The organism is Ruicaihuangia caeni, from assembly GCF_029952955.1.
GTDB classification, from domain to species: Bacteria; Actinomycetota; Actinomycetes; order Actinomycetales; family Microbacteriaceae; genus Ruicaihuangia; species Ruicaihuangia caeni.
In genome coordinates this window covers 108895-124441 of sequence record NZ_JASATX010000004.1, presented here as the reverse complement: position 1 = coordinate 124441, position 15547 = coordinate 108895, and the positions used below count along the sequence as shown (strand labels likewise).

At 65.6% G+C, this 15547-nt stretch carries 13 protein-coding genes; 8 read left to right on the top strand and 5 right to left on the bottom strand.

The features are described from left to right. Positions 1-17: 17 nt before the first annotated feature. A complete protein-coding gene (locus QF206_RS10380) occupies positions 18-506 on the bottom strand; it encodes a flavin reductase family protein (RefSeq protein WP_281489156.1) in 489 nt (162 codons plus the stop codon). Between the two features lie 253 nt (positions 507-759). On the opposite strand from QF206_RS10380, the gene QF206_RS10375 reads away from it, so the two are divergent. From QF206_RS10375 to QF206_RS10350, 6 genes are all read left to right on the top strand, one after another. Next, a complete protein-coding gene (locus QF206_RS10375; RefSeq protein WP_281489155.1) occupies positions 760-1284 on the top strand; it encodes a MarR family winged helix-turn-helix transcriptional regulator in 525 nt (174 codons plus the stop codon). 50 nt (positions 1285-1334) lie between these two features. Then, positions 1335-2789, top strand: a complete 1455-nt coding sequence (locus QF206_RS10370; RefSeq protein WP_281489154.1) for a 4-hydroxyphenylacetate 3-hydroxylase family protein — start codon at positions 1335-1337, stop codon at positions 2787-2789. 85 nt (positions 2790-2874) lie between these two features. Further along, positions 2875-4017 (top strand): TMAO reductase system periplasmic protein TorT, encoded by a 1143-nt coding sequence (gene torT / locus QF206_RS10365; protein ID WP_281489153.1) that lies wholly within the window; start codon positions 2875-2877, stop codon positions 4015-4017. 24 nt (positions 4018-4041) lie between these two features. Further along, complete coding sequence (locus QF206_RS10360) at positions 4042-5556, top strand: sugar ABC transporter ATP-binding protein (RefSeq protein ID WP_281489152.1); 1515 nt, start codon at positions 4042-4044, stop codon at positions 5554-5556. Then, positions 5553-6638 carry an ABC transporter permease gene (locus QF206_RS10355; protein WP_281489151.1) on the top strand — a complete coding sequence of 362 codons (1086 nt, stop codon included), beginning with the start codon at positions 5553-5555 and terminating at the stop codon, positions 6636-6638. The genes QF206_RS10360 and QF206_RS10355 overlap by 4 nt, the downstream gene beginning before the upstream one ends. Further along, positions 6635-7534 carry a carbon-nitrogen hydrolase family protein gene (locus tag QF206_RS10350; protein WP_281489150.1) on the top strand — a complete coding sequence of 300 codons (900 nt, stop codon included), beginning with the start codon at positions 6635-6637 and terminating at the stop codon, positions 7532-7534. Before QF206_RS10355 ends, QF206_RS10350 begins: the two co-directional genes overlap by 4 nt. Positions 7535-8121: 587 nt before the next feature. Here QF206_RS10350 and QF206_RS10345 read toward each other — a convergent pair. The 4 genes from QF206_RS10345 to QF206_RS10330 all read right to left on the bottom strand — a co-directional run bounded on the left by QF206_RS10345 (position 8122) and on the right by QF206_RS10330 (position 12789). After that, positions 8122-9162, bottom strand: a complete 1041-nt coding sequence (locus QF206_RS10345) for a hypothetical protein (RefSeq protein WP_281489149.1) — start codon at positions 9160-9162, stop codon at positions 8122-8124. Further along, positions 9159-10478 carry an ATP-binding protein gene (locus QF206_RS10340; protein WP_281489148.1) on the bottom strand — a complete coding sequence of 440 codons (1320 nt, stop codon included), beginning with the start codon at positions 10476-10478 and terminating at the stop codon, positions 9159-9161. The genes QF206_RS10345 and QF206_RS10340 overlap by 4 nt, the downstream gene beginning before the upstream one ends. A gap of 216 nt (positions 10479-10694) precedes the next feature. Continuing rightward, complete coding sequence (locus QF206_RS10335; protein ID WP_281489147.1) at positions 10695-11387, bottom strand: response regulator transcription factor; 693 nt, start codon at positions 11385-11387, stop codon at positions 10695-10697. Between the two features lie 148 nt (positions 11388-11535). Next, entirely contained in the window at positions 11536-12789 is a 1254-nt protein-coding gene (locus QF206_RS10330; protein WP_281489146.1) for a class I SAM-dependent RNA methyltransferase, read from the bottom strand. Between the two features lie 102 nt (positions 12790-12891). Between QF206_RS10330 and QF206_RS10325 the strand changes: the two genes are divergently transcribed. Together QF206_RS10325 and QF206_RS10320 are read left to right on the top strand one after the other, a co-directional pair. Beyond that, positions 12892-13590, top strand: coding sequence for a Maf family protein (locus QF206_RS10325; protein ID WP_281489145.1), 699 nt, complete (start codon positions 12892-12894; stop codon positions 13588-13590). Positions 13591-13741: 151 nt separating this feature from the next. Continuing rightward, positions 13742-15490 carry an acetyl/propionyl/methylcrotonyl-CoA carboxylase subunit alpha gene (locus QF206_RS10320; RefSeq protein ID WP_281489144.1) on the top strand — a complete coding sequence of 583 codons (1749 nt, stop codon included), beginning with the start codon at positions 13742-13744 and terminating at the stop codon, positions 15488-15490. The last annotated feature ends 57 nt before the right edge of the window (positions 15491-15547 follow it).

Below are 15547 nucleotides of genomic sequence, written 5' to 3'. Positions count from 1 at the left end.
GGTCCTTTCGGTCGGGTTCAGGCAGCCCGCACGGGCGCCGGGGTGAATTGGCCGTCGAGGAACACGAGCGGCTTGCGCATCGAGTCGGCGCTGAACGCAGTGAGGCGACCGATATGAAGGTCATGGTCGCCCGCTTCGACGACTTGCCACGGCATGCACCGGAACGACGCTGCGGTGCCGACGAGCGCGGGAGCGCAGCCCGCAGTGCGCTCCCAGTCGAGCATGAGGTCGAGTTGCGGCTTGCCGCTGAATTGGAACGCGTGGGCGATCTGGTCGTCGCTCAACACGTTGATCGTGAACGGCTTGCCAGCAAGCCTGTCTGCGGCGCGGGCGTGCTTTCCGACAGACACGAGTACGAGGGGCGGGTCAAGTGACACCGAAGTGAACGAGTTAGCGGTGAATCCGCGGATCTCTCCCTCGTCTTCGTAGGTGACGACGGTCACCCCGGTTGCAAAACGCCCGAATGCCGAGCGCAACTCACGTAGATCGAACTCTTTGAGCTCCATTGCTCTGCCCTTCTCAGTTTTAGCGAACTAGCTTCGCGAAGTAACTGCATTATTGTCACGAGCGCCAGGCATCGTCAAGGGGCGGAGCGAAAACGCGCAGAATGCCGTGGTCCGACTTCGTCGCGATCGAAGCAGCCGCCCGACGCGGCCAAGTCGAACGGAAGAGCGTGAGAAACTCTGTCTTTAGAATGCTTGACATAGCAAAGTAAGTTGCATAAGTTTCTGCACTACCGAAGGATGTGAATCTCGGAAGATGGGCACGACCACCTCGAACCCGGACCTTCTCGACGACGGCGACGACCAAAAGTTTCGCCACTTGGTATACGACACGATGGCGTTCGGAGCCAGGCTCGCATCCGTGCGCGACGGACTCGGATCCCTCATCGGCCTCCCCGGCCCGCAGTACTCGATCCTGATCACGATCCGCATGTTGACCGCTCAAGACGAGAAGCCGTCAGTCGGTGCGGTCGCCGCATACATGCACGTTTCAGGCACATTCGTCACCGCCGAATCGAAACGTCTCGAGCAGAAGGGACTGCTCGAGAAGCACAACGATCCATCAGACGGTCGGCGAGTGCTCCTCGCGCTCACCGCCGAAGCTCACCGCCGGCTCAACGAGCTGACGGTGTATCAAGTCCCCGTGAACGACACTCTGTTCGCGGGCATCAACCGAAGAGAATTCGAGACGCTCTGCTCAGTGATGCAGCGCCTCGTAGTGCAAAGCGACGAGGCTCTGCAGGAGTTGGACTACATCCTCCGACGGAGGACCGCCAACTAGCGCGGCAGCCTCGTTCTCGGGCTCTCTTCATTACCAGAAAGAGAGTCCGCATGACCAAGAACGGCTCGGACCACGTCGCGTCGCTACGAGACGGCCGCGAGGTCTACATCGACGGCGAACGAGCGGACGACGTCACGACGCACCCGGCGTTCCGCAATGCGGTCGCTTCGGCGGGCGCGCTGTATGACATGCAGGCGAGCCCCGAGTTCGAAGAACTCCTCACCTATGAGAGCCCCGGCACCGGTGATCGAGTCAATCGAGCGTGGCAGCTTCCGAAGACGTATGAAGACCTCGCCAACCGCCGCCGTGCGCTCATCAAGTGGCAGGAGCCACACCTCGGCTTTCTCGGCCGCTCCCCCGACCATGTCGCGTCTGCGGTGGCAGCGATGTACATGTCTGCACATGTATACGACGAGATCGACCCAGCAAGAGGCGCGGCGGTGCGCGACTACTACCGCCACGCTCGCGACTCCGATTCCTTCCTGACCTACACGATCGTCAATCCACAGACGAACAAGAAGCAAGCCACTCATGAGCAAGACGCCGACCTGACTCTCGCAGTGGTCGATGAGGATGCCGAGGGCCTCACCGTTCGCGGCGCAAAGATGCTCGCAACATCAGGGGTCCTCGCCAACGAGCTCTTCGTCAGCGGAGTGCAGCCGCTGCAACAAGGAGACGAACGACACGCTGTGTCGTTCGCCGTGCCGATGAATGCGAAGGGCCTGCAGAACTTGGCCCGCCGTTCCTACGAAGCGTCGGCCACATCCACGTTCGATCACCCCGTGTCGAGTCGCTTCGATGAGACGGACGGCGTGATCTTCTTCGACGACGTCAAGGTGCCCTGGGACCGAGTGTTCGTGAACCAGGACGTCGACCTCTTGCGCAAGCAGTTTCATGGCACGCCAGTGCACGTCTATCAGAACTACCAGTGCAACTTGCGCCTGATCGTGAAGCTGAAGTTCCTTGCGGCGATCGCGCATCGCATCACCGAGATCAACAGCACCACCGACTTTCCTCAGGTGCGCGAGGCTCTCGGACAGCTCGCGGCTGAGGTCGGCATGGTCGAGGCGTTGATCCACGGCATGGAGGTGAAGGGGCATCAGTACGGCGAATACTTCGTCCCTGACCCCGCACTGCTCTACTCCTCGCAGGTGCTCACGCAGCAGCTCTACCCGAAGGTGATCCATACACTTCGAGAGCTCTCAGGCGGCGGAGTGATCATGCTGCCGTCGAGCGAAGCCGACTTCTCCAATCCGACGGTCGCCGACAAGATCCGGCGGGTGCAAAAGTCTGCGGTCGCGAGCCCGGACGAGCGCGTGAAGCTCTTCAAGCTGGCCTGGGACGTGATCGGCAGCGAGTTCGCCTCGAGGCACGTGCAGTACGAGATGTTCTACAACGGAGCGGCATTCGTCGTGCGGGGCAATGCCTACCGCACCTTCGACTGGGACGACAGTCGCGCACTCCTCGATGACTTCCTCGGCTCGTACGACGGCCCCCTCGAGTGATCGTTGTTCCTTCGCACTCCCAACCCCCTTCAGGCGAAGCAGTGCTGCTTCGTCGACTCCCAAAACGAGAGAACAGAGGAAATCCATGCAAGTGAACGTCAAGACAATCGCACTCTCATTGACTCTGGCGGTGGCCACGGTCGCTGCGCTCGCGAGCTGCGGCGCTGCGGGTGCGGACACTGATGCAGCACCGCCGCCCCCAGGTGCGGAGACGACTGAATGGACGATCGACGCGGAGTTCGTCGCAGCGGACGGCAGCATCTCGGCTGCGTCGTACGCGCCGATTGATCCTGGGTCGGTCAGCGAACCGTGGAAGGTGTGCGCGTTGTTCCCGCATGTGAAGGACGTGCTGTGGGTGTCGGCGAACTACGGCAACGCGGTCGAAGCCGAACGGCTCGGTATCGAATACAACCTGTTCGAGGCCGGTGGTTATGGCAACCTGTCGACGCAGGTAAGCCAGACCGATGACTGCATCGTGCAAGGCTTCGACGCTCTCATCCTCGGCGCGATCAGCGCCGAGGGCAACTGCAGCACGATCGAGAAGGCGCTTGAGGCGAACATCGTCGTCGTCGACTTCATCAACGGCACGAACTGCGGCGAGAGCGTGACCGACAACCCGTTGTACACCCGAGTGTCTGTGAGCTATCACGAGACCTCAGAGCTGATCGGCCGATACCTGGCCGAAAGCAGCGACGGCGCACCTCTAGTCGCATCGTTTCCTGGTCCGGACGGCGCCGCATTCGCGAATGACGCGGTCGACGGCTTCGCAACGGGAATCGATGGCTCCGCTGCCGAGATCGAGGTCGAGCGCCGGGGCGACACGGGACTCGACGTACAGCTGGCCCTCATCGAAGACGTGCTGCGCGCCTACCCCGATGTCACCGACATCTTCGGCGTCGACATCGCAGCGGAAGCAGGCGTAGTCGCGCTGCGCAACGCGGGTCGGTCGGGCGAGGTCGGCGTGTATGGCTACACCATCATCCCGAACCTCTACCAGGCCATCGTCGACGGTGATGCCACAGCAGCGGTCACCGACTGGACTCCGTTCCAAGGCCGCATGGCGATCTCGCAGGCCATCAAGGCGCTGGAGGGTCAGGAACTCGGAGGACGATCGGTCGGACCGACGCCCTTGGTCGTTTCGTCTGAGAATGCGGCCTCCATCGAGTACGAGCGCATGTTCGGACCGAAGGACTTCGCGCCCGTGTACTCCGTGCGGGCAAGCCGCTAGACAGGGAGAAGGTCGAGTCTTCTCATGGACGCCATGCCCCTTGTCGAACTCGTCGGAGTCTCGAAGCGATTCGGCGCCAACCTCGCGCTATCGGATGTCTCTCTGAATCTGATGCCAGGAGAGGTGCACGTGCTGCTTGGCGAGAACGGTGCGGGCAAATCGACCATCGTGAAGACGATCCTCGGCACGTATCAGGCGGATGGTGGGCGGCTGCTCATCGGCGGCAAGGAAGTCGCCCACCATTCTCCTGCCAATGCCCGGGCCAGCGGAATCAACGTCGTGATGCAGGATTTCAGCCTCGCTCCCACGCTCTCCGTCATGGACAACCTGTTTCTAGGCAGGCAACTCAGGCGTGGCGGGCTCCTCGACGCCAGCGCCATGAAGCGCAAGACGGAAGAGCTTCTCTCCAGTGTCGGGGCTGAATTCGATGCCAACTCGGAAGTGGGGGCTCTCCCCCGTTCCGAGCAGCAGCTGGTCGAGATCATGAAGGCGATCATGGGTCGAAAGGGATTGGTGGTCTTCGATGAACCGACCGCAGCCCTGAGCGATCACGAAGCCGAACGCCTCTTTCAGATCGTGGATCGACTCGCTCGAGAAGGATGGGCGATCCTCTACATCACACATCGTCTCGCTGAGATCCAGCGCCTTGGACATCGCGTCACGGTGATCCGTGACGGCAGACGAATCTCTGAGCACCTCGTGCGCGAAGTGAGCAACCAGACACTGATCAACCAAATGGTCGGCCGTGAGGTCGCTCAGGCGTATCCGCCCAAGGCCTCAGACGGGTCCCTTGGAGAGGTCGTGCTGAAGCTGGACAACGTGACGAGCGCCAACCGGAAGGTGCGCGGAGTCTCGCTGACTGTGCGCCGCGGAGAGGTCGTTGCTGTAGCCGGTCTCGTAGGCGCAGGGAAAGGCGATGTGTTGCGGGTGCTCGCCGGCACTGAACGAATGGTCGAGGGCACCGTCAAGGTCAACGGGCACACGACCTCGCAGCCCTCGGCACGCAAGATGACGAGCGTCGGCGTCGGCTTCATGGCCGAAGACCGCAAGACCGAGTCGCTCGCTCAACTCTTGACTGTCCACGACAATCTCACGCTGGAGGTCATGAACGTTCGCACGAACGCACGTTTCGGCCTGCTGCTGACGCGCAGGCTTCGACGCATCACCAAGGATTTGATCGAACGGCTCGAAGTGCGGCCGCAGAACCCTGACAGTGAGGTCGGGCTGCTGTCCGGCGGGAATCAGCAGAAGGTGGTGCTTGCACGCGCGCTCGCTCGGCAACGCGACCTGCTCGTCGTCGCCGAGCCGACCGCCGGTGTCGACGTAGGCGCGCGGCAATTGATTTACGAACAACTGCGCGGCGCGTGCGCTGCCGGAGCAGGAATTCTGCTCATCTCCAGTGACCTGGAGGAAGTGATCGGCCTCGCCGATCGCGTATATGTCATGAACGCCGGCGAACTAGTGGCAGAACTGCCCGCGGCCGAGATCTCAGATGAGGCGATCGTGGCTGCCGCATTCGGAGGAGGAGAAATCGCATGAGCACCAACACCATCACGGACCCGCCGATCGCCCAGCTTTCAAAGGCGCCCGACCCGACGCAACGAACGGGGAACGGTACGAAGTATTGGATCATCAAAGGCTTCGCGGTACTCGGTCCCCTACCAGTGCTGCTCGTGCTCTTGGCAGTGGTGTTCGGCCTCGTCAGCCCTGTGTTCTTCTCCGCGCAGAACCTGCAGTCGATAGCAACGATGAGCGTGTTCCTGCTGCTCACCGCGCTCGCTCAGATGCTGATTCTGATCAGCGGCGGTTTCGACCTGTCGGTCGGTTCGAATATCGCACTGACCAGCGTCTGCACAGCGCTCGTCATGAACGCCGTCTTCGGTGGCCTCGACGAGTATGTGGGGCTCGCAATGCTGTGGGGGCTACTCGTCGCGACGCTGGTCGGCGCTTGCATTGGGCTCGTCAACGGCATTGGAGTGGCAATACTGAAGGTGAACCCGTTCATCGTCACCCTCGCGACGATGTCGATCTTCGCCGGTGTGACCATGGTCGTCAGCAGCGGTCGCGAAGTGAGCGGGCTGCCTCGCTTCTTCACTCATGTACTCGGATCAGGCAGACTCGGGGTCGTTCCTGTGCCGTTGCTGATTGCCATTCCTGTTGTCTTGGCGATCGTGGTGGTGCTGCGGCGGACCGCGTTCGGAAAGTCCGTCTACGCGATCGGAGGAAACGAGACCGCGGCCACGGTCGCCGGCATCCGGGTCCGCCGCAACCTGATCATCGTCTACGTGCTCGGCGGGCTGCTCACGGCCTATGCCGGCTGGTTGCTCACAGCACGTGTGTCTTCAGGTCAGCCACAACTCGGAACCGAGTACATGATGCAGTCGATCACGGCAGCCATCATCGGCGGCGCCTCGCTCCGCGGTGGCCGAGGCGGAGTCGGCGGCACGATTCTCGGCGTGCTGTTCCTGGTCGGGCTTACGAACGGCATGAACCTGATGCGCATGGATTCAAACCAGCAGAGCATCGCAATCGGTATCGCTCTGGTGCTTTCGGTGTTGATCAGTCGGCTTCGCGAACAAGCCCGGCGAACAGTCGCTGTCATGGAGCTCACGCGCCGATGATCATCGCTCTCGCGCAGTTCTCACCGGCGCCTGATAGACATGCCAATCTCGAAAGCATCCGCCGCTACGCCTTGCAAGCGGTATCGGACGGCGCGGAGATGGTGGTCTTCCCTGAGTACAGTTCGTTCTTCACTGGAGAACTCGACCAGCACATGCGGGATGCTGCAGAACCGCTCGACGGCCCGTTCTGCTCTGGCGTAGCCGCGCTGGCTGAAGAGCTCGGTGTTGCGATCATAGCGGGCATGCTGCGCGGCTCCGGTCACTCCGACCGCAGTCCCACGAACACTCTGATCGCCGTTGGCGCGGATGGTGAGCTGCTTTGCACCTACGACAAGATCCACCTCTACGACTCGTTCAATGCCCGTGAATCCGACGTGATCGCTGCGGGCTCGAGCGACCAGCATCCCGTCTTCTCGTTCGGGGCGTTCACAATCGGGCTTCAGACGTGCTTCGATCTGCGCTTTCCAGAAGCGTCTCGTCGTCTCGTTGACTGTGGCGCGGACGTGCTCGTTGTGCCTGCGCAGTGGGTTCCAGGACCGCGCAAGATCGAGCATTGGAAGACACTGCTGGAGGCGCGAGCGATCGAGAACACATGCTTCGTGCTCGGAGCGGATCAGTCTTCGCCGTGGGGCGTCGGGCACAGCTTGGCCCTCGCACCGGACGGCACCGTGATCGCCGAGGCCGACTCCGAACCAACCTTGATCAAGGCGCGGCTCAGCATGGAGCGCCTGGAACGCGTGCGGCGAACCAATCCGTCGGTTCTTCTCCGCCGATATCGAGAGCAACCGGCTCTCGCGAGCGGGGACACAGGTGAAGCATCGATCCCCGACCACTCAAGGGGTCGTCAGGACCGGATTACCGCTGCGCCACCTGACCCGCACGGACGATCTGACTGAACAGAAACGTCGTGGTCTGCGCGGTTGCGCCGCCGCGCCCGTATGCCGCGGCGGAGGATTCCGTTGCTAGAGGATTACCACAGCGAGCCACAGCAGCGTCGTCGCGAGCCTTATCGGCAGCCGGGCGGACAGGACGTGGATGACACACCCGAGCCATCCACTCTTTTTGGCCTATAAGCCCCGTGCTCGACAGCACGCGGAGCGGAAATGAAAGGAGGGGCCGTGTGATCAGCACGGCCCCTCACTAAACCCCGAGCCAGAGTCATAACCCGAATATCACCCTGACTCGCCCCCAAGCCATTAGCACGCTTACCCTAGTCAGCTAATGGCCTGTCGGCGCCCTGAGGCGCCTGGCACTATCTATTGTGGTGCACCTCGAGCATAGGCCGCAGTCGTCATTTCGGGGGACGACCGGGGGACAATTGCGGCCAATTCGCAACAAACTCCCGCGAAATCCCGCGGTTCTTCGCGGATCGCTGACCCAATAACGGGGTACAGCAGACGACCAAATGGAGGACATCGAAGCCCTGAAATCGGCCCAACCAGCGGCACATGGGGCACGAACTCGGCGTTCGGATGCCCCGAACTCACGTGGTGAGAACCGGCCGAGGAATCTCGAGCCAGAGCGCCACTTCGTCCTCGTGGTCGAGACCCAGCGCGAGCGCTGAACCGTCATCGGAGACCTTGAGCCCCACGACGGTGACGGCGACATCAGCGGCATCCGGCACGGACCGCACGATGATCCGGTCGGCATCCGTCTTGCTCAGCGCGTCGGCGAGAGTCGACAGCACCCCGTCGAGTTCAGCGGCCGGCATGCCATCGAGCCCGCCCTCGTCGAGCAGCGTGACGGTCGCGCCGCGCTGGCGGGCCGCCATCACCTCGCGCCTCACAGCGTCGTTGAGCAGCAGCCGACCGCGGATCTCATCCCGGATCGCGGCCTCGAGGTGGCGGCACTCGGCGCGCTCGCTCTCGCTGAGCTCCCCACCCGTCTCGGCGATGCGCTGCAGCATCGGCAACGCAGTGCGGCTCGTCTGCGCGAGACGGAATTGCCGCTCGTACAGGTGCGCCTCCTGCGCCGCCTGCCACTCGGCCGCCTCCCGCTCGGCGAGCGCGAACTTCGACGCGTCCTGAGCCGCACGGCTGAGGCCGCTGCTGAGGATGTGCGACACCGCGACCCAGACGACACTGCCGACCACTCCGATCGCCCCGAGCGCGCCTGGCCCGGCCCAGAGCACCGTCTGGACGACGAGCGTGGAGATCCCCACCCACGCATAGCTGTGCCGACGGCGCGTCGACGTGATCGTCATCAGCGTGCCCACTGCAGCGACGTACCAGGTCGCGTATCCGTTTCCGCCAGGTCGCTGCGGGTCGAGCTGTGAGGTGACGAGCAAGGGGAGAGCGATCACCACGGCGACATTGAGGGCGGCGAGCCAGTGCGGCATGCGCATGCGGCCCGTCCGCACGAGGCTCAGCGCCGTGGCGACCGCGTACACCGCCATCGCGATGAAGATCGGAAGCGCGCTGGCGGCGTAACCGCGAGTGAGTGAGTGGAACGCGAGCACCAGGTGATACGCCGAGAACAGCGCGCCGGTGCCGACGATCAGGACGCGGGGCACTCCGAGCTTCATTGGCGCTCCTCGCCCCCGACGGTCACATCGAGCTGCGGCACTTCCGGCTGGCTGGCGGCGTCGCCGCACCACACGAGCCTGATGACGGTGCCGCGTCCGGGTGCGCTCAGCACCTCCGCTGCGCCCCCGACCTTCGCGAGGCGCTCGATGATCGAGACGCGCACGCCCAGGCGCTCGCGGGGCAGCGCTTCGAAACGGAACCCGGTGCCGTCGTCACCCACCTCGACCACGACGCCGCCCGGCTCCACCGCGCTGATCGACATCCAGCGGTGCACGGCCTTGCCGGGCCGAAGCCCTTTCCCAGCGTGCTGGATCGAGTTGACCAGGGCCTGCAGCGCGGCCGACCTCACGGCCTCCACGACCACGGCGGGAACAGCGCTGTCGCCGAGCCGGGTTGCGACCACTCGTACCGGCTCGGCGAGCGCGGCCGCCGCTTCAGAGAGCTCGCACGCGAGCGTGGTGAGCTGCACCGGCGCTTCGACGCCCGGAGCATTCTCGGCGGCATCCGCGAGGTGTCCAATGGCCGCGCGCGCCATGCCGGCGGCGAGCGCCTTCGCCGAGGGCGTCTCCGCACTCGCGGCCGAGAGCAGTGTCGTGAGCACACTGTCGTGCACGATGGCGTCGACCTCGACGCGTTCGAGCTCGGTGGCGTGCTGACGCACCGCTGCGCCGTACTGCTGCAGCGCGGTGCCCTGCGCGACGTCGACAGAGTCCGCCGCCTGCCGCAGCATCGTGACGATGATCATGACCGCGCCCCCGAGGATGATGGCGTAGATCACGTCGAGCACGGCGAGCAGCGGGTCACGCGCACCGCCGACTGGCAGCATCCGGAAGACTCCGTAGAGCACCGGAACCGCCACGAGGTAGACCCCGGCGACGCGACGCGAGAATCCGATGGCGGCGGTCGCGGTCGCGACCGTGAGCAGGAAGTACAGCCAGTGGTTGTCCTCCCCGTCGGGGAAGGGCTGATCGACCATGGTCATGCGCGCCAGCATGGTCAGCACGTAGGCGATGGCTACTGCGGCGTGACCGATGCGCACGAAACGGCGCACCATCGACGCGACGAACGCGACGACGAGCATCGCGAAGAGCGCGATCGCGAGCGCACCGAAGGGCGAGCTCCACTGCCCGTCCATCTGCGCGAGCATCGCCGGGACCGTCTGAGCGCCGAAGACCAGACCGAACACCGCGACGCTGCGTGAGATGACCGACTCGACTGCGCGCCGGCTGATCGGCGATCGCACCTGCCGCGGGTCGCTCCCCTTGGGTGCGGCTTGGCGCGCGCCGTTCATGCCGCCCGCGCCGGGATCGCTCATGCCGTCGACAGGCGAAGCAGGAGTTTGAAGCGCGGCGCGCCCCTGCTTCCCCGCGCGCCGGCCCGAGTCGGCTCGGGCCACGGTCGGGTTGCCGGTGCTCGCGTCATGCCCGGTCACGGGACCGCGCCCGGCGGCATCCCGGTCGCTCACGGCCCGGTGCTTGCGCGCACCACGGCGACGGGGCGGCCACGCCAACGCGCCTCCCACGTCGGTCGACTACCTCGCGCCGTCGGCGTCGAGGTCGAGCCCGGGCAGGATGCCGTCTTCCACTGCGCGGCGCAGGAGATCGACCTTGGTGGGTGCCGGTCGGCCGACCTGCACGTACTTCTCACGGATGCGGTCGAGGTACTCACGGGCGGTCGAGTACCCGATGCCCAGCCTTTCGGCCGCCAGCTTCAACGGCAGTCCGGAGGCGTAGAGATGAAGGATCTCGCGCTCGCGGCGACCGAGCTGCGCTTTCGCGAAGTCGCGATCGGCGTCGATCGCGCTCGCCCACTCGAGGTTGTTCAGCACTTCGCCGCGCGCGACAGTCTCCGCTGCAGCGAGCACCGTCTTCGTGGAGGACGACTTGGGAATGACTCCTGCCGCGCCCGCGGCAAGCGCCTCTCGAACGCTCGCGACCCGGTCAGCGATGCTGTGCACGAGCACGGCTGAACCGGTCGCCTGCACGTTCTTCACGTTCTCGGTCACGGTCGATCCGTCGCCAAGCGACAGGTCGAGCACGACCACGTCGCATTCCCGACCGTTGAGCTCTTCCGAGAGCTGGCGCACATTGGGCGCCTCGACCAGGAACTCGAAGCCGGCCTCGATGAACGCCGCTTTCAGGCCGAGTCTCACCGACTCGTGATCATCGACCACCGAGACGCGCACCGTGCGGGTCGCCGGGGGTGAACTTGCGTGCACAGTCACAGTCCTCCTGACGAGTGTTCGAAACGGTCATCACGCGGGCGCGTGCGTGTGCGCCCCGGCATCCCCGGCATCCCCGGCATCCCCGGCATCCCCGGCATCCCCGGCATCCCCGGCATCCCCGGCATCCCCGGCACAGTCTATTCCGCAGTCACTCGCGAACCAGCGAGGCGACGGCCTCGACGTGGTGCGTGTTGGGGAAGAGATCGAAGCTCCGAAGCGAGGCCAACCGGTACCCCCGCTCTCGAAGCGCACCCGCATCGCGCGCGAACGCCACGGGGTCGCAGGCCACGTAGACCAGCTGTGCGGGGCGCAGTGAGGCGAGCGCGTCCACGACATCGAGCCCCGCTCCAGCACGCGGAGGGTCGAGCACCACCGTCGCCGATTCGAGACGTGCGCGCTCGGGGGCCGAGCCCGCGGCCAATTGCCTCAGGAACGCCTCCACTCGCGAGGTGACTGCCCGGGCACCCACCCATTCGGCAAGGTTCTCTGCCGCGTAGTCGGTGGCGATGGCGTCGGACTCGACGCTGGTGATGCGCAGCCCCGTGCCGAACCTGTCGCCGAGCGCTGCGGCGAGCAGGCCGACACCGCCGTAGAGATCGAGATTCGCGGATGCCGGGTCGAACTGTGCTGGGTCGACCGCCTGCTGCACCGCGGCGGTCAGCGTGGATGCGGCGTGGCGGTGCACCTGCCAGAATCCGGAGTCAGCCAGGGCGAACTCACGCTCCCCCACGCGCTCGGTGATGGTCGAGCGGGCCTGCTTGCCGATGATCAACCGCGCCGAGCCGACGCTGGGCGCAAGCACATCGACGTGAGGCTCGCCGGCGAAGCGCTCGCCGAGCGGCGCGGCAGCCTGCACCTCGGGGGTCGCGAGCGGCAGGTCGTTCACTGGGATCACCCGATGCGAACGCGCTGCGTACGGCCCCAGGCGCCCCTGCTCGTCGACATTGAGCCGCACCCGGGTGCGCCACCCCGTGCCGTCCGGCTCGCCGGGCAGGCCCTCGATCGTGAGCCGATCTGCACCGAGCGCGTCAGCGAGCGTGTCGGCGTCGATTCCGCCCGTGCGGTCGAGCGCTTCCATGAGCACTTGCGCCTTGAGCTCCCGCTGGTGAGCGAGCTCAATATGGCCGAACTCCGCGCCGCCCGCTCGCTCTGCCGGGTCGCGATCGACGGATGCCGCACCCCACACGTGCTCGCGCCGATGCTCACTCGCCTCGATCACCCGGACGGTGTCGGCGCGCCAGAAGCGCTTCTTGCGGTCATCGCTCACCCGCGCCACGACGCGTTCCCCGGGGATCGCGTCGTTCACGAAGATCACGCGTCCTTCGTGCCTCGCGACCGAGATGCCGCCGTGCGCGATCTTGCCGACCTCGACTTCGAGTTCACGACCGATATCGTCGCCCATGCCTGCTCCTCGCCCGCTCGATGCCCGCCAGCACTACGCTGGCACGGCGCCCTCGAGTTTAGGTGGGCGGCTTGGGCAGACAGAGTGAGTGCAGGAGTCGTCGTGGGAGCACCGGTTCGTCTCTATCTCGCCTCGACTTCACCCGCTCGGCTCGCGACGCTCCGCGCTGCGGGCATCGAGCCGGCCGGATTGATCAGTCCCGGGGTCGATGAAGACGCTGTGGTCGATCGGCTCCGAGTCGAGCGGGCAGCCTCTGGCGGTTCGCTCACGCCCCACGACATGGTGCTCGAGCTCGCCAGGGCGAAGGCCGAAGCGGTGCAGGGACAACTCGTGGAAGGCGAGCCGATCGACGGCTTCGTGCTCGGCGGCGACAGCGCGTTCGAGTTCGACGGCGAGGTCTACGGCAAGCCGCATGAACCGGCCGTTGCCCGCGAACGCTGGCTCGCGATGCGCGGGCGAAGCGGCGTCCTGCACTCCGGGCACTGGATCCTCGACCACAGAAGCGCCAGCCTTGGCCCGGATGCGGGTGGCTCAGCCGTCGAGTGCGCGGGCGCCGGTGTGGTCGACTCCGCCGAGGTGCACTTCTCGGCATCCGTCGGCGATCACGAGATCGACGCATACGTCGCGACCGGTGAGCCGCTCGAGGTGGCCGGCGCGTTCACGATCGACAGTCGAGGCGCCGCGTTCATCGACCGGGTGTCGGGATCGCCGAGCGCCGTGGTGGGCCTGTCGGTGCCGGCAGTGCGCTCGTTGTTGCGGGATGCGTTCGGCGTCTCGTGGCATGAGCTCTGGAACCGCTGAGCGTCGATCGCCGTGGTCGCTCGCACCGCTTCGACTCGCCGCGTCCGACCGCCGCAGGGCCGCGGCTTGTAGGGCTCGACCAAACAAGGCTGCTGGTTCTTGGTGCTGTCAGCCAAAAACACCCTGCCGATCGGCTTTAGGCTTGGACACCGTGGCACGCATCAGCAAGGTACTCATCGCCAACCGAGGCGAAATCGCCGTCCGTGTCATCCGCGCAGCGCGGGACGCGGGAATCGCGTCGGTCGCGGTCTACGCAGACCAGGACCGTGACGCGGTGCACGCGAAGCTCGCGGATGAGGCGTACGCGCTCGACGGCACGACCAGCGCCGAGACATACCTCGTCATCGAGAAGCTGCTGTCGGTCGCGCGACGCTCCGGCGCCGACGCCGTGCACCCGGGATACGGCTTCCTGGCCGAGAACTCCGACTTCGCTCGCACGGTGATCGGCGCAGGGCTCATCTGGATCGGGCCCTCCCCCGAGGCGATCGAGCGTCTGGGCGACAAGGTCTCGGCGCGCCACGTGGCGGAGAAAGTCGGGGCTCCGCTCGCACCGGGGACCCTCAACCCGGTGAAGGATGCCGGCGAAGTGCTCGACTTCGTCGACGAATACGGCCTTCCGGTCGCGATCAAGGCGGCGTTCGGTGGTGGCGGTCGCGGGCTGAAGGTGGCCCGTGAGCGCGAAGAGGTGGCAGAGCTCTTCGAGTCGGCGACGCGCGAGGCCGTCGCCGCGTTCGGCCGAGGCGAATGCTTCGTGGAGAAGTACCTCGACAAGCCGCGTCACGTCGAGACTCAGTGCCTCGCCGACGCGCACGGCAATGTGGTCGTCGTGTCGACGCGTGATTGCTCGCTGCAGCGTCGTCACCAGAAGCTCGTCGAAGAGGCGCCCGCGCCATTCCTGACCGACGAGCAGGTCGCCGCGATGTACGACGCCTCGAAGGCGATCATGCGCGAGGTCGGCTACGTGGGCGCCGGCACCTGCGAGTTCCTCGTCGGCCAGGACGGCACCGTCTCGTTCCTCGAAGTCAACACTCGCCTGCAGGTCGAGCACCCGGTCTCGGAGGAGATCACGGGCATCGACCTCGTACGCGAGCAGTTCCGAATCGCCGAGGGCGGCGTGCTCGACTACGGCGACCCGATCGCGCGCGGCCACTCGTTCGAGTTCCGCATCAACGGTGAGGACCCGGGCATGAACTTCATGCCCGCCCCGGGCCCGGTGCACGTGTTCAAGGCACCTGGCGGCCCCGGGGTGCGGGTCGACTCCGGTGTAGTCGCCGGCGACGTCATCAGCGGCGCGTTCGACTCGCTGCTGGCGAAGCTCATCGTCACGGGCGCGACGCGCGAAGAGGCGCTCGAACGCTCCCGTCGCGCTCTCGACGAGTTCGAGGTGGCCGGCCTTCCCACAGTGCTTCCGTTCCACCGCGCGATCGTGCGCGACCCCGCGTTCGTCGATGCCCCCTTCTCGGTGTACACCCGATGGATCGAGTCGGAGTGGCAGAACGACCTCGAGCCATGGAGCGGCCAGGACGAGGAGACCGCCACGGTGACGCGACGTCACGCGGTTGTGGTCGAGGTCGGCGGCAAGCGCGTCGAGGTCACCATGCCGGCGCGGCTGCTTCCGCAACACGGGATGCCCGTGCAGCAGGCGCCCAAGCGCAAGACCTCCGCTTCGGTCGACACCGCGACCGGCGACTCCGTCAAGGCGCCGATGCAGGCCACCGTCGTCAAGCTCGCCGTGAGCGAGGGCGACCGCGTGGTGAAGGGCGATCTCGTGCTCGTGCTCGAAGCGATGAAGATGGAGCAGCCGATCACGGCGCACAAGGACGGCGTGATCAGCGGCGTCAACGCGCTGGTCGGCGCGACCGTCTCATCGGGTCACCAGTTGCTGAAGATCGTCGACTGACCGGGTCGCCTTCGCTGCGATCACCCCGCGGGTTGCTGCGGGTCACTGGGCAGCGAC

What these genes read in the sequence shown, in the direction of transcription:
- QF206_RS10355 (WP_281489151.1), top strand. Translation starts at nt 5,553, where the DNA reads ATGAGCACCAACACCATCACGGACCCGCCGATCGCCCAGCTTTCAAAG.
- QF206_RS10330 (WP_281489146.1), bottom strand. Translation starts at nt 12,789, where the DNA reads ATGGGCGACGATATCGGTCGTGAACTCGAAGTCGAGGTCGGCAAGATC.
- torT (WP_281489153.1), top strand. Translation starts at nt 2,875, where the DNA reads ATGCAAGTGAACGTCAAGACAATCGCACTCTCATTGACTCTGGCGGTG.
- QF206_RS10380 (WP_281489156.1), bottom strand. Translation starts at nt 506, where the DNA reads ATGGAGCTCAAAGAGTTCGATCTACGTGAGTTGCGCTCGGCATTCGGG.
- QF206_RS10345 (WP_281489149.1), bottom strand. Translation starts at nt 9,162, where the DNA reads ATGAAGCTCGGAGTGCCCCGCGTCCTGATCGTCGGCACCGGCGCGCTG.
- QF206_RS10370 (WP_281489154.1), top strand. Translation starts at nt 1,335, where the DNA reads ATGACCAAGAACGGCTCGGACCACGTCGCGTCGCTACGAGACGGCCGC.
- QF206_RS10340 (WP_281489148.1), bottom strand. Translation starts at nt 10,478, where the DNA reads ATGAGCGATCCCGGCGCGGGCGGCATGAACGGCGCGCGCCAAGCCGCA.
- QF206_RS10350 (WP_281489150.1), top strand. Translation starts at nt 6,635, where the DNA reads ATGATCATCGCTCTCGCGCAGTTCTCACCGGCGCCTGATAGACATGCC.
- QF206_RS10360 (WP_281489152.1), top strand. Translation starts at nt 4,042, where the DNA reads ATGGACGCCATGCCCCTTGTCGAACTCGTCGGAGTCTCGAAGCGATTC.
- QF206_RS10375 (WP_281489155.1), top strand. Translation starts at nt 760, where the DNA reads ATGGGCACGACCACCTCGAACCCGGACCTTCTCGACGACGGCGACGAC.